This window comes from Paraburkholderia sp. GAS32, from assembly GCF_050434225.1.
Lineage (GTDB): Bacteria > Pseudomonadota > Gammaproteobacteria > Burkholderiales > Burkholderiaceae > Paraburkholderia > Paraburkholderia madseniana.
Genome location: NZ_JBNPVS010000052.1, coordinates 1 through 14,170, shown reverse-complemented (window position 1 = coordinate 14,170; position 14,170 = coordinate 1). Strand labels below are relative to the sequence as shown.

Genomic DNA, 14,170 nt, shown 5'->3' with positions numbered 1-14,170 from the left:
GAAATGACTGAAGCAACGGCTGCCATCGGCACTATCCGAACCGAAGTGCACGGACATGTGTTCAAGATCATCATCGATAACGCCTCCAAAAGGAATTCGATCAATCCGGAGATGATGGAGAAACTTCACGAGGCGATGACAGTACTCGACGAGACTGATGACTATTGGGTAGGCGTTTTATGTGCGGAAGGGCGCGATTTCACGGCAGGTCTCGATTTGCCGAAGTTTTTTGACCAGAACGCAAAACGGACGGGGACCTGGGCACCAAAGGAAGGGAAGATCGATGTATTGGGCCTCGAAAGTCGGTGCAGCAAACCGGTTGTTACAGCTGTGCAGGGGTTGGTGTACGCGATCGGTCTCGAACTCATGCTGGCGGGAGACATTGTCGTCGCCGCTGACGATTCTCGATTCTGTCAAATGGAATCTGCGCGCGGCCTGGCGCCGCTTGGCGGCGCCCACTTTCGGTATCTGTCGCGTACGGGGTGGGGCGACGCAATGTACCACCTGTTTCTCTGCGATGTGTTTAACGCCGAGAGAGCCCACAAAATCGGATTCGCACAGGAGGTTGTTCCCGTTGGGCAGCAGATCGAGCGCGCGATGGAAATCGCGCAGTTGATCGCGAAGAACGCTCCCATCGGCATTCAGGCCACAAAGGAAGCCGCGCTGAAGTACGTCGAAGGTGGTGAAAAAGCGGCGCTAGCGTTCCTTCCGGAGATGGCAAACCGGGTTCTTGAATCGGAAGACGTTAAGGAAGGAATCCTTTCATTCATCCAGCGTCGGCAGGCAGAATTTCGGGGTTGCTAGGTAAGATGGCGTGATCTTCCCGGTGGATTCCGTCCGATGGTTCGAGTCGACGCTTAGACTTTTACATCGATACGCCGTCGGGTTGCGCAATATGGACGTAGGTAGGCAAAACGTCCTTCGCATGAGATTCGACCAGGGGACGGTCGTCACACTCGGGAGCACTTCGAGTGTGGCGACACCGAAATTTCTCAACAGTGAGACGGAGCTGTCGCTCACGACTGAATAAACACCATTAAAACGGTCTCTGCGCTTTCCCGCGGAGCAGGGTTTATCTCCGGTCGTGAAAGTACGAACACACTCCTCCACGACTGAGAGGAGTACCGAGGTAAGAAAATGGCTAATGAATTCTCGACGATCGCTTCCGTCGCCGATTTTACAAGGCTTCATGCGGACCGTAGTCCGGACCGCATTGCGCTGGATTTCGAAGGGCGGCAAACAAGCTTTCGGCAGCTTGAGGAAGCCTCGAACCGGGTTGCAAACGGGCTACGGCGCCAAACGCGCCCAGGGACACGCGTGGCCGTTCTGGACAAGAACAACAACCGTTATATCGAGGTTATTGTCGGGGCTCTTAAGGCCGAAACAGTCGTGGTTCCAATCAATTCACGACTCGCAGCGGCCGAAATTGCATTCATACTCAATGATTCAGGGGCCGAGGTCCTATTCGTTGGTGAAAATGCTCTCGAGGCCATAAGGAGCATTCTCGACCAAATCGGTTCCGTTCGTAGAATAATCGTCCTCGATAACGAATATGACGAATGGCGCGACGTTCAATCCGGCATCGTCCCCGAGAGGAGCACCGGCACCGATGAGACGTTTGTCCAGCTCTACACCAGCGGCACCACTGGATCTCCGAAGGGAGTTCAGCTTACGGACAGCAGTTTCGTTACAGCGACTTCGAGACTCCTCAAAGTATACGGGAACTGTTTATATGAGAAGAATGCGCTGCTGATCACTCCACTGTTTCACGTCACTGGTATTCAGTTTGCGTTGATGGCCTTGCGCGCAGGGATGAAGATCGTCGCACTTCGTGATTTCGACCCGCGCCGGATCTTGGAAGTCATCGAACGGGAACGCATTCATGTATCTTTCCTCGTTCCTACGATGTTGCAGGCCCTTGTGGTCGAATCCAGGAACTGCAACTTCGACCTTTCCACGCTCGAAGGCGTTGTCTACGGCGCGTCCCCCATGCCGATCGAGCTACTCAAGGCCGCTGCAATTCCGTTCAAAGATACACGCTTTATCCACGCGTACGGAATGACCGAAACCACCGGTACGATCACGGCGGTTCTCCCCGAATCGGAGGTGTCTGAGTCGGTCCTGTTGAAGTCCTGCGGAACGCCGCTCGACGGGGTCGAAATTCGCATCGTCGACCCGGCCGATTCTGACCTTCCTATTGGGCAGGTCGGTGAAATCATCTGCAGAACCAGAACCAATATGAAGGGTTATTGGAATCGCGCCGACGAAAGCGCGAAGTCCTTGAAAAATGGATGGCTCTATACCGGGGATGCAGGTTACGTGGACAGCGAGGGGTATCTTTATATCACTGATCGCGTAAAAGACATGATCATATCAGGGGGTGAAAACATCTATCCGGCGGAAGTCGAGAACGTCCTGTACGGACATCCCGATGTGGCCGAGGCGGCGGTAATAGGCGTACCTGACGAGCACTGGGGCGAATCGGTCAAAGCGCTGATTGTTCTGAAATTGAACATCACGCCCGATCCCCAGGCAATCTTCACACACGTCCGGCAGTTTCTGGGCGGATTCAAAGTCCCGAAGACGATCGAGTTCGTCGAGGTACTACCCAGAAGTTCGGCCGGAAAGGTCTTGAAGCGCGAGCTGCGTGAGCGTTACGCAGTAGCCGCGGCGCGAAGCTCAGCGTCCGGATCGTAGGAGTTCATATTGCGACAGGACTTGACCTGTTTATCGACAGGCGCATCGCAACCAAGAGAAGGAATGCAGCAGTTGAGCAAGGCAGCGGGCATGAAGACACACAGAAGCCGCAGCTTCCCTCAGGATTCGTGTGACGGATTGTCGGCATAACTGCACTTCGCGGTTTGATCATCGCCCCGTCGACCGCCGCACCCGTGTATCCGCGGTTGACGATGGCGTGTAATGGTTCGCAGGCCGATATTCGCTCGCTAAAACGCGTGACGTATACCGACGTTGACTCCGGTATGTTTCGCGAAGACAGGAATCAGAATGGACAACATTGGGCAGAGACATTTGGACGCAAGACCTTGGATAGCCAGCTACGGCAATATTCCATCGGAGATCGACGCCGACACGTATCGCTCGGTCACGCACATGCTTGAGCACGCGATGCACGTGTTCGCAGATCGCCCTGCTTTCCGCGCTTTTGGTCATACGCTGACTTATGCGGATGTCGATCGGTTGTCGCGTGACTTCGCCGCCTTTCTGCAGAACGTGGTCGGGATCGAAAAAGGTGATCGGGTCGCAGTGATGATGCCGAATCTGCTCGCGTTTCCGATTTCCTTTCTCGGTATCATTCGTGTGGGCGCGGTACAGGTGAATATCAATCCGCTGTATACGCCCCGTGAACTAGAGCATCAGCTCAGGGACGCGGGCGTCGACGTCATCGTCGCGTATACCGGAAGCACGGGGGTTGTTGCCGATGTCGCGGAGAAAGTCGCGCTTAGGCACATCGTAACGATTGGCCCGGGGGACGGTACGCAGAGCGACCTACCCACCCCCCCAGTCGATTCCCGACTGCGCGTGACCGTCTCGTTTCGCGAAGCGCTCGCGGCGGGTGCCGGGCTGCCGCTCGAACCGGTCGACCTGACTGGCGATGATTTGCTGTTGCTGCAATACACGGGGGGAACGACAGGGCTCTCCAAAGGGGCCGCGCTTACGCATCGCAACCTCGTGGCGAATGCCGAGCAGTTCAAGGCGTTCATGCCGACCTCCACGCGGCCTGGGAGAGAAGTGATCGTCACGGTGTTGCCGCTCTATCATATCTATGCGCTGATGTTTAACTTCATCACCTATTTCTCGATCGGAGCAGACAATTGGCTGGTCGTCAATCCGCGCGATACAGGTGCACTTGTCGAGACCCTGCGGTTGTCCAGGCCGACCTGCTTCATGGGCGTCAACACGCTCTATGCAGCCCTTGCGATGCATCCTGGTCTGAAAGACGTGGATTTCTCGAACCTGCGTCTCGCGGGCGGCGGCGGCGCGGCGATCGTCCCCGCTACATCGGCTCGTTGGCAGGAAGTCACAGGCGTCTTCATTCACGAAGGCTACGGATTGTCGGAAACCAGCCCGGCCCTGACGTTTAATCCGGAATACATTCCGGCGTTTAGCGGAACCGCGGGCCTGCCACTGCCGTCCACCGATATCCGGCTGCTGACTGCCAACGGCTGGTCGACGACGCCCGGTGAAACGGGGGAGATTTGCGCGAAGGGACCCCAAGTAATGCCTGGATATTGGAATCAGCCGGAAGCGACCCGAGCGGCCTTCACAGCCGATGGCTATTTCCGCACCGGAGACGTCGGTATGTTCGACGAGAAGGGATTTCTCAAGATCGTCGATCGACTCAAGGACATGATCATCGTCTCCGGATTCAACGTCTATCCGAACGAAGTCGAGGCTGTTGCAGCCGCTTGCGCGGGCGTGTCCGTATGTGCATGCGTCGGCGAGCCGGACGAGAGGACCGGGGAAGCGCTGCGGCTCTTTGTTGTGAGAGAACCCGGCGTTACCCTGGCGGAGGAGCAGATCATCGAATACTGTCGGCGTGAACTTGCAGCCTACAAGGTGCCGAAGTCGGTCACGTTTGTCGAAATGCTTCCGACATCGGCAGTAGGAAAGGTTCTGAGGCGCAAGCTTCGGCACGCGTAAGCCAGCGAGTTTTGGACCCGCTGCATCAAGCTCGCAGGCGAGCCAATTCATACGTCACGGGCGCAGACGTTGTGGTGGATCGAACGACAGGCCTTCGGGTACTCAGGGCGCGATTCCAGTCCGGACGCGCATGGTTTTCTCAAAGGACTGCTTGAATAGATGGATCGGATGCATTTTCCCAACCGGGAGCCGAACGATACCGCGAGAGTGAGGCGGGTGCGACAACGGAGAAAGAAGGTGAAAAATCAAGATATCCTTTTATGCAGTCCGGTACGAACTGCTATAGGCGCTTTCAACGGAGCGCTTAAGAGTATCCCGGCTACAGAGCTCGGCGCGACTGTTGTTCGGGAGGTTGTGAACAGGTCTTGCATTAGTCCTGAGCGGATCGCGGCCGTGATCATGGGCAACGTCGTCCAGGCCGGAACCGGCATGAATCCTGCGCGCCAGGCATCAATCGGCGCCGGCGTGCCTGTCTCCGTTCCCGCCATGACGGTGAACAGGGTGTGTGGCTCGGGAGCACAGGCCATTGTCAGCGCCGCGCAACAGATCGCCATGGGCGACGGCGATCTGTTGATTGCCGGTGGCATGGAAAACATGGAGCGGGCCCCTTATCTCCTTGATGGCGGCCGCTGGGGTTATCGGATGGGAGCTGCGGAGATTCACGACAGCATGCTACGCGATGGTCTTGACGATGCGTTCTCCGGCATGCATTCGGGGTGGCATACAGAAGATCTGGTCAGTATGTTCGGACTCGGCAGGAACGAGCTGGACGCGTTTTCGGTTGAGTCTCAGCAGCGCTTTGTTAACGCTCAACGGAACGGTAAATTCAAGGACGAAATCGTCACCGTGATGCTTCGGCAGAAGAAGGATGTTGTGCCTTTCGACGTTGATGAGGCGCCACGGCCCGACACGACTATGGAGGGGCTTGCTGCGCTCAGGCCCGCGTTCCGGCCTGACGGACACATTACAGCTGGCAATTCGCCGGGCCTTAACAGCGGCGCTGCCGCCGTAGCCGTCGCGAGCCGGGCATTTGCCGATGCGAATGGTCTCGAGCCGGTTGCACGGCTTGTCGCCTATGGTGTCGCCGCGGTCGAGCCGGGAATGTTTGGTCTCGGACCGGTGCCAGCCATTCGGATCGCCTTGGAGCGTGCAAATTGGACGCTGCCTGATGTCGAGCGATTCGAAATCAACGAGGCGTTTGCGGCGGTGCCGCTCGCCGTCGCGAAATCGCTCGAAATCCCGCGAGACGTGCTGAATATCGAAGGTGGCGCGGTTGCACACGGTCATCCCATCGGTGCGACTGGTGCGATCCTGACTGTACGTCTGTTGCACTCGATGCGTCGTGATGGTCTGCGCCGAGGCATCGTCTCGCTTTGCATCGGTGGGGGACAAGGCATCGCATTGGCGCTGGAAATGCTCTAGCACCCGTTCGCCGGATCGTTCGCCGTCTCGTCTGCTTCGCTCCGGATGTAGCAGGCGAGAAAGAGAACGCCTGAAGCACGCGCCGTCGTTGTTCGAATCTACATATGCGGTGAGGGCGGTTTGGAGTTCAGCCGAAGCGTCCTCCTGCGCTGCGAATATTCGATTGAGACCACGACTCCCGAAGATGCCTTGGACATACTCGGATTCAAGGGTAAAGGCTTGGTGAAGCACTAGCCGTGCTTCGCGGCACAGTTCGGAGTAAGTGTATGACGTTTGTCATCCGCCATCGCGAACCGCTATACAAAATATTACCTTCAAAGTTATGTAGGACCGTCTATGACTTCGCATTCCACATCTCCTCTCTATCTGGAGGATCTCTCTGTCGGGGACCTGTTTACGAGCGGCAAGTATCGCGTAAGCGTTGATGAAATCAAAAGCTTCGCCCGGCAGTATGACCCTCAGCCTTTCCACCTCGACGAGGAAGCGGCCGCACATACTTTTTTTGCCGGATTGGCAGCAAGTGGCTGGCACACCGCGGCCATTACGATGAAGCTGCTCGTCGGCAGCCTGCCTATCGCGAATGGACTGATCGGAGCGGGAATGGAGATCAGCTTTCCAAAACCCACTCGACCTGACGACGAAGTTCGTGTGGAAGTCAGAATCGTCGCCATAAAGCCCTCTCGCTCCAAACCGGACATGGGTATCGTCACGATGCAATTTGACACGCGCAATCAACACGGTGAACTAGTACAGAAAACCGAGGCGAAAATGGTCGTCTTTCGTCGCGAGCCTGCCTAGCAGGCTGTTGTAAGGGGCCATTTCCGCGACAGCTTTTACGGCGAATGGCCCGGCAAGGGCGCCGAGGCGCGCCACGAGAAATCTCCCATCACTAAAGTCAGCGCAAGACGTGAATCAGGGAGTGCCTAGGAACGACCGGCCCGGGCGCAAACTTAACGAAAAATTAGATATTGTCGAGAGAAAATATATTGCGAATTTCGCAATAAACTAAAACGTACTATGTGCCGATATACATTGGTCGGTCTCATGCCGAATGTTTTCTCGATAGCGTGAGACGTCGTAGGATTGCGCGTTCCTCCGACTGTCTGCATTTTATGAATCAGCTCTGTTGAGCGGACGGGGTGCGTTCAACCGGTTCGAACTAAGTGCAAGACACGCACGTCAATAGGCTCCGCGACACCTGGTTGTCGGGCGTCAGCAGCTGCCGCAGATACAGGCAGACTCTCGGTCTATATACCTCGGTGATTTTCGTGCTGCCGTCGCGGCTACCCATGCTCTATATTTCCGGAGGCGTCCCGTCGCACGTAGAGGGCAAAGGCGCGTTCTAGGACGGTACGCTGGGCGGTATATTCGAAAGTGGTGTGGTGAAGGCACTGGTGGAAGATGTCGTGGAACCAAAACACAGGGAGAATCTTCAAGCCGAAATGCGCCGTGCGACGGAAGGGTTGAACTGGATACGTCGGGCACAGTCTTTCATGAGCATTCCTCTTGACGTTCAACAGCAGGAAGATATGCCCGGTCATGACATCGCACGGAAACCGTACGATCATGTTGAGTTCAACGCATACGAGGTCCCCGCGGATTGCCCGGCATTGGACGCCTTGTGCGACCGGTATCTGCTCCTGTCGCGACCACATTATCTGGAAAGGGTGCGTTTCCTGAGGATCATATCCTTTCGCTCGGCGTTTACGGATTCTCGAGCCACTCGCGGGCCGCTCGCGTAATCAACTCAGACGAACTAGACGCGTTGGTCGTATTTGGCAGCGACCTGAATCAACGCGACAGTATGAATTGGAATAAGAAGCTAACGGCAGGAAAGGAACTGATCATCTTCGACGATACTTTCGACGCGCCTACGATGGGGCATATCGCGCACGGAAGGATTTTGTCCGGAATTGGCGCTACATTCGGTTTTCCGTCCCAGCGCGAAACGAACGGGGCTGCAGACTTTTTACCTGTACTGGAAATGAGAAGAGCTTGGGTTGCGGAGGTCAATCAAACACCATTGTACGACCATCGATTCGAGCAAATCGGTGTTCGGAGTTCGGGCGACGATCTATCGCTTCATCCGGGAGACGTGGTCAAGCGCTTGTGCCAACTCCTGCCGAAGGATAGCAACGTCGTCGTGGATTCCGGCGCCCACCGGATCTTCATGGCGCATTACTGGCTTTCGTCGGGTATCGGAAACTACTTTTCATCCAGTTCCCTCGCGCCGATGGGTTGGGCAATCGCCGCCGGCATCGGCGTTAAGCTCGCGGCCCCGGAGCGGCCGTGTGTGGTAGTGACCGGTGACGGATGCATGCTGATTCACGGAATGGCCGCGGCCCGCTATCGGATCAAGATAATTTACATCGTGTTGAACAATTCCACGCATGGTGCGATCCATATCGACGCGATCAGCATCGGCTCCATTTCGGAGCAATTCAGCAAGCTGCCGCTTCATGACTGGGCGGCTTTTGCAATGTCGCTCGGTGTGGCGGCGCGCGTGGTCGAGCGCCTTGATGATCTTGAAGACGTGCTGAGCGAGGCGTCGCGATACGATGGTCTATTCCTGGTCGAAATGGCGACTGGAGTCTTTCCCGCACCGAACCGGTACTATGCGGAATGCGCGACTTGTTCGTGAGAACGCGCATTGGGTTCTACTGCAATAAGGCGGTCCGCATCATGCTCTAAACAAGATGAAGGACTGAAAGCTTGAAGGCGACATCGTAGATGCTATCGGGTGCTGTCGAAGTCGGTCCGCTGGAGTAGTGAAGGTTCGCCGACTCGCTTTCTCTGAGGAGGCACGCAAAATCGATGTGCGTGATGTGGCCATCCGAAGGTAGAAGAGGGCGATAGGTGGCCGGCAGTATCAGCTCTTGTCGGCGGGCCTGGACGGCTTCATTGAATTTCCGGGCGTCAGGTTTTTCGGCATCCTGATCATACTCGCCGAACACGAGTTGTTATACGTGTCATAGTTCGCCAAAATGGGGCATTGTCCGTCCCTTTTGAGAGCGTTTACGCACTAGATGGAGCGATATTGCACTCGCACGGAGAATGTTAGTTAACTTCTAAACTAATCGATATTTGCGCCGATATTCCCTTAGACCCTACAGTCTTTACGAGTTCTGCGGCCGTATCTCGTCTCCGCGTTGTTCTTTGGAGTACCTTGTGGAAAATTTGGTGCATTACCATGCGTTAGATGAAGGACCGCGTGTGAGCAGATCTTGCGGCTCACGAGGAGTTTATACGTGTGGCAAGCTCGCAAGCACCTCGGCAGCGAAGTCGGACATCCTATGAAGCAAAATATTTTCGTCCGCTCGCTCGCGCGCTTGCGAGTTGGCCGCAAACTGTTGCTCATCTATCTGCTCGATCTGAGTGCAGTCCTTTACATAAGCAGCATTTTGATTCGCGAACAATACATCGCTATCGATTTCTCGAATAAGGAAATCGTAGGGAATACCTACGTCAAGGCTGTAAGCGAGGCGCTGGTGGAGGTCGCGCTAGTCGGCGCGGGGCAGAACCCTTCATCTGCCGATCTCCAGGGAACGGTAGCTCGTCTCGGTGATGCCGAACGGCGCTATGGCACGAAGATGCAAAGTGCGACGATCAATGCGCGGGTGCGCGCAGCGCTCATAGTTCTCGCCAGGCAAGCGAACCCCACACCTACTACAGTGACCGATGCCCTTGAAGCCTGCCGCGAACTAGTCACGCGAGTCGGCAACCATTCTAATCTGATTCTCGACACTGATCTCGATAGCTATTACTTGGTGTCATTGTCGATTCTGCGCTATCCCGCGTTGCTGGACTCAGTCAACGGAATGGGCAAGCAGTTGCGCAGCAGGCCACTCGGTCCAATGTCGCGAGATGAAATGCGCGCTCGGCACCTGGTGCTTGAGGGGCAACTCGACTCGGTTCTTCAGGGGCTGCAGAGTGACTATTCCGAAGCGACTTCGGCAAACCACAGTCTCGACGTGTCGCTCGGGCTATCCGTCGCGGCAATGCGCTCTGCAATCGAGTCTTATCGAAGAGCGGCGCAGGCAGTGGTCGACGGTGACGGCTCCGATCCAGCCACGCTCGAGGCGGCAGACGCGGCGCAGCAAAGACTCGTTGCTCGGGTGCAGAAGGTGTGGAGCGACACAGGGGTTCAACTGGACGGCCTGTTACATTCTCGAGTGCAGGCGTTGTTTTCCCGGTTATGGCTGCATATCGGTACCGCGCTATTCCTTCTTGGCGCAATTCTCAGCATGGTGTATTTCGTCGCCCGGCAGATCTCGCATCCGTTGCGGCAGCTTGCCCGTGTGATGGATACGGTGCGCCGTACAAGCGACCATTCACTACGCGCAAGCTGGCATAGCCAGGACGAGATTGGCCAACTGGTGACCGGCTTTAACGAAATGCTGGAGCAACTGGACCGCGAACGCGATGTGCAGAAGGAGCTGGCCGCGACGGCGCGCGCCTCGGCAGCGCAGTACGCGCTTGTTGAAGCAACGCCGGTGCCAATGATGGTCACTGCAATTCCCGGTCACGAAGTACTGCATGCCAACCAGCCGGCGCTTCACTGGTTGAATGGCTGCACGGCGGATCCTTGGGCCGTCGCGCTGGATTCCGCAGTCCGCGCGAAGTTTTTCCAGCAACTTTCGGATCAGGGGGCTGTCGACGAGTTCGAAGTGCACTGGGAGGCCTCTGCAGTACATATGTGGGCGACGCTGTCAGCGCGACGCGTGCATTTCCAGGGGCGGGATGCTGTGCTCACCGCGTTTACTCCGATCAACCAGATCAAGATGATGGAGCAGCGACTCAAGCTGTGGGGCAAGGTTTTTGAAGCGTCGCATGAAGCCATTGTGATACTGGACCACGATCGCCAACTGCTGACGGCCAATGCGTCATTCTATCGCGATACGGGCTACGGCGCCGACGACGTCGTGGGTAAGCTCCCTGCGTTCATCGTAGGAGGTAGCGTTGGCGACGGTGCGATCGGGAGCATTACTACGCTGGTCGATCGTTTGAGTACGTGGCACGGCGAAGCCCATGTGCGCCGTCGTCAAGGCGGCGACTATCCAGCGTGGCTTATGGTCAGTGCGGTCCGCGACAAGCGCGGGAGCACTTCTCACTACATCTGCACATTGATCGATATCACTGACAGGAAGAAAGACGAAGCGCGCATAAAGTTCCTCGCCGAACACGACGTTCTCACTGAGTTACCGAATAGGGCGCTCTTTGCCGAGCGTCTGCGGGTCGAACTGGATAGCGCGAAACGTACTGGGCAGCGGGTCGCAGTACTGTTCATCGATCTGGACCACTTCAAGAACATCAACGATTCGCTTGGCCATCATATCGGAGACGGTCTGCTGAAGTCGGTGTCACGACGTTTGCTGCAGGCGGTGCGTCACAACGACACCGTTAGCCGCTTGGGTGGTGACGAGTTCACGGTAATCCTGAACGGACTTACCCATATTGAGGATATCGCACACACGGTCGAGGAGCGGCTGGTTCCGCTTGTACGTGAACCGTACGAGATTGGCGGCGTTACGCTACATGTTTCATGCAGCGTCGGTGTGGCGTTGTATCCGGATGACGGACGTGACATTGACACGCTGATGCAAAATGCGGACGCTGCTATGTATCAAGCAAAGGCAGCCGGACGCAATGTGGTCAAATTCTTTTCTCCGGACATGGCCGAACGAGCACGCCGTCGTCTTGCATTGGAAGTCTGTCTGCGTACAGCGATTGAGCGACAGGAACTGCGACTCGCGTTCCAGCCTTGTATAGACGCACGCACAGGTTCAATGGTTGCTGTCGAAGGATTACTACGATGGAACAGCTCGGAACTGGGTGAAATTGCGCCGTCGCAGTTCATCCCGATTGCCGAGGAAACCCGTCTCATCGTTCCGATCGGCGCCTGGGTAATCGACGAAGCATGCCGCCAGATGGCGCAGTGGCGTGAGCTCAATCTACCGGACATCCGGATGTCCATTAACCTGTCGGCTGTTCAGCTGAGTGACCCGGGGTTTATAGCGACGCTGCGCCATAGTCTAGTCACGCGTCAGATTCCAGCAGACAGACTCGAGCTTGAAATCACTGAAACCGCGCTGATGGACGACGCGGAAAACTCCCTCGGTGCAATCAACGAAATCCGCGCACTGGGCATTAAGCTATCGCTCGACGATTTTGGTACCGGCTATTCGAGTCTCAGTTATCTGAACCGCTTTTCGCTTGATCGCTTGAAGATCGACCGGACATTCGTACAGACTATGCTTGATGAGCCGACTGATCTTGCGATCGTGAAGGCCATCGTTGAGCTAGGTCATGAGTTTGGTCTACCAGTCGTTGCGGAAGGCGTGGAAAGTGAACGCGAGGCCCAGATTTTGCGTCGAATCGGCTGTGATGAACTGCAGGGCTTTCTGTTCGCCAAACCGCTTTGGCCAAGTGAACTCTGGCCTTGGGCTAATGAGCGGGAGGCAGCCCGGATCGCGTCGGAGGTTGGCACGTGACCTTTACTTGTCCTTCTTGAGAAAGCTTATAAAGATCTGTCGATCAGACCACCTCTACGCAGCCGTGGCCGGTGACGCCCCGCCGTTTTGGCGGCATCAACTCCAATCGTCGTAAGTTTATTCTCCAACTCACCACTAGTCGGGTGGTCCAAGAATATGATCGACGAACTCGGGGGCCAGAGGAATATCCAGAAAACGAGCGATTTTTACGATCTGCCCGTACAACATCCATTGTCCGTGATGGATACCGCAGCCGCGTTCGCTCGCCGCCTTGAGCAGGGGGGGTGTCGCCATCGCGGATGACTGCCTCGCAAACGAGCATGCCCGGGCGCAATCCATCTTGCGATAAGAGCAGGGCGTCTGTGTCACGCAGGCCAAGCGATGTCGCGTTGACAACAACATCGAAGCCTTCAGGGTTGTCGTCTCCCATGCGTATGGGAGTCGTCGGAAATGCGCTCGTCAGCGTGTCGACGAGCTCCGCGGCCCTGTCTGGCGAGCGGTTAAAAACGACGAATTCAGCAGGGCGTTCGGCGGCGATCGCATGGGCCATCGCCTTGCCGGCGCCCCCGGCGCCGATCTGCAGTACATGTTTGCCCACCAGCGAATGACCCCGGTCCTGCAAGCCGGCTATAAAGCCGTCGCCATCGAAATTGGCCCCTACCCACCAACCCTTGGCATGATCGAAGCGCATGGCATTGACGGACCCGATCAGATGGGCTGCGTCGGTAAGCTTGTGGCAGGCGGCTGCCACGGCCTCCTTGTGCGGAATGGTGACGATGAGGCCACGCAGGTTTTGTAGCGTAGATACACCATTGAGCCATGCCTTCAGTTGGGGCGGCTTGACGTGAAATGGCACGCAGACGGCATTCAGGCCTTGCTTTGCTGCTGAGGCGTTGAAGAACTGCGGTGTGCGCACATGCGAGACGGGGTGGGCGATGAGGCCGACAAGATGGGTGTTGCCGTCGATCTGCATGCTCGGCTCCGGGCTTGTAGTGGTGGGCAAGGGTAGGTTGGAGGACTAGATGCCTGCCATACAGGTGTACCTGATCACCAGATATTCGTCGATCCCGAAATGCGAGCCTTCGCGGCCCACACCGGATTGCTTGACCCCGCCGAAAGGCGCCACTTCATTGGAGATTAGTCCGGTGTTCATCGGGCGCAGACCCGCGCGGACAGAATCCCGACATAGCCACCATAATTGCCGAGCCGCAGCGCTAGAACTTCACTTATGAACGAGGGAAAGAAATGTCGTGATGCGTCTCGCCGCACGTTGAGGCTGTTGCTACGTAAACCAAGCATTTAGGCGAGCACTTGAAGATTATAAATGAGCGCCAGAATGCGAATCACACCGTCGGTCGCACAATTTTTGCGATGTTGTTGAGTCGCAACAATGCTAACGAGCACCGCGCCGCGCCCGGCATCCTGGACGCGGCTATCCGGCAGCGGACGAGTTGCAAATAAAAGTCCGCGAACGAGCGCTCGCGGAGCTGGTACAGCAACCAATCAGGCGGGCGAAGTCAGAAACCTCGCCCTGAAAGCCTGATGACGGCCTTCGGCGTTTTAAGCCGCCGTCACCGAAACCGCCTTGGTAACCA

General features: G+C 56.5%; 8 protein-coding genes and 1 pseudogene. 7 read left to right on the top strand and 2 right to left on the bottom strand.

From position 1 onward, the window contains the following. Positions 1-3: 3 nt before the first annotated feature. The 7 genes from P3T25_RS39795 (at position 4) to P3T25_RS39765 (ending at position 12,575) form a co-directional block, all read left to right on the top strand. The gene (locus P3T25_RS39795; protein ID WP_429362674.1) at positions 4-804 is read left to right on the top strand and encodes a crotonase/enoyl-CoA hydratase family protein; all 801 of its coding nucleotides are present in this window, start codon (positions 4-6) and stop codon (positions 802-804) included. A gap of 333 nt (positions 805-1,137) precedes the next feature. Next, positions 1,138-2,697, top strand: a complete 1,560-nt coding sequence (locus tag P3T25_RS39790; protein WP_429362672.1) for a long-chain-fatty-acid--CoA ligase — start codon at positions 1,138-1,140, stop codon at positions 2,695-2,697. Between the two features lie 333 nt (positions 2,698-3,030). Then, positions 3,031-4,662, top strand: coding sequence for an AMP-binding protein (locus P3T25_RS39785; protein WP_429362670.1), 1,632 nt, complete (start codon positions 3,031-3,033; stop codon positions 4,660-4,662). 237 nt (positions 4,663-4,899) lie between these two features. Then, the gene (locus tag P3T25_RS39780; protein ID WP_429362768.1) at positions 4,900-6,084 is read left to right on the top strand and encodes a thiolase family protein; all 1,185 of its coding nucleotides are present in this window, start codon (positions 4,900-4,902) and stop codon (positions 6,082-6,084) included. 336 nt (positions 6,085-6,420) lie between these two features. Beyond that, positions 6,421-6,882 carry a MaoC family dehydratase gene (locus P3T25_RS39775; protein ID WP_429362668.1) on the top strand — a complete coding sequence of 154 codons (462 nt, stop codon included), beginning with the start codon at positions 6,421-6,423 and terminating at the stop codon, positions 6,880-6,882. A gap of 823 nt (positions 6,883-7,705) precedes the next feature. Next, entirely contained in the window at positions 7,706-8,725 is a 1,020-nt protein-coding gene (locus P3T25_RS39770) for a thiamine pyrophosphate-dependent enzyme (protein ID WP_429362766.1), read from the top strand. Between the two features lie 652 nt (positions 8,726-9,377). Further along, positions 9,378-12,575: an EAL domain-containing protein gene (locus P3T25_RS39765; protein WP_429362666.1), complete on the top strand. Its 3,198-nt coding sequence runs from the start codon at positions 9,378-9,380 to the stop codon at positions 12,573-12,575. A 43-nt stretch (positions 12,576-12,618) separates the two neighbouring features. Here P3T25_RS39765 and P3T25_RS39760 read toward each other — a convergent pair whose 3' ends face one another. Then, the gene (locus P3T25_RS39760; protein WP_429362664.1) at positions 12,619-13,548 is read right to left on the bottom strand and encodes a shikimate dehydrogenase family protein; all 930 of its coding nucleotides are present in this window, start codon (positions 13,546-13,548) and stop codon (positions 12,619-12,621) included. 45 nt (positions 13,549-13,593) lie between these two features. Further along, positions 13,594-13,767, bottom strand: a pseudogene (locus tag P3T25_RS39755) (aldehyde dehydrogenase family protein); the annotation flags it as partial. Positions 13,768-14,170: the final 403 nt, after the last annotated feature.

Coding starts and splice junctions, on each gene's coding strand:
- P3T25_RS39795 (WP_429362674.1), top strand. CDS start 4: ATGACTGAAGCAACGGCTGCCATCGGCACTATCCGAACCGAAGTGCAC.
- P3T25_RS39790 (WP_429362672.1), top strand. CDS start 1,138: ATGGCTAATGAATTCTCGACGATCGCTTCCGTCGCCGATTTTACAAGG.
- P3T25_RS39775 (WP_429362668.1), top strand. CDS start 6,421: ATGACTTCGCATTCCACATCTCCTCTCTATCTGGAGGATCTCTCTGTC.
- P3T25_RS39765 (WP_429362666.1), top strand. CDS start 9,378: ATGAAGCAAAATATTTTCGTCCGCTCGCTCGCGCGCTTGCGAGTTGGC.
- P3T25_RS39760 (WP_429362664.1), bottom strand. CDS start 13,548: ATGCAGATCGACGGCAACACCCATCTTGTCGGCCTCATCGCCCACCCC.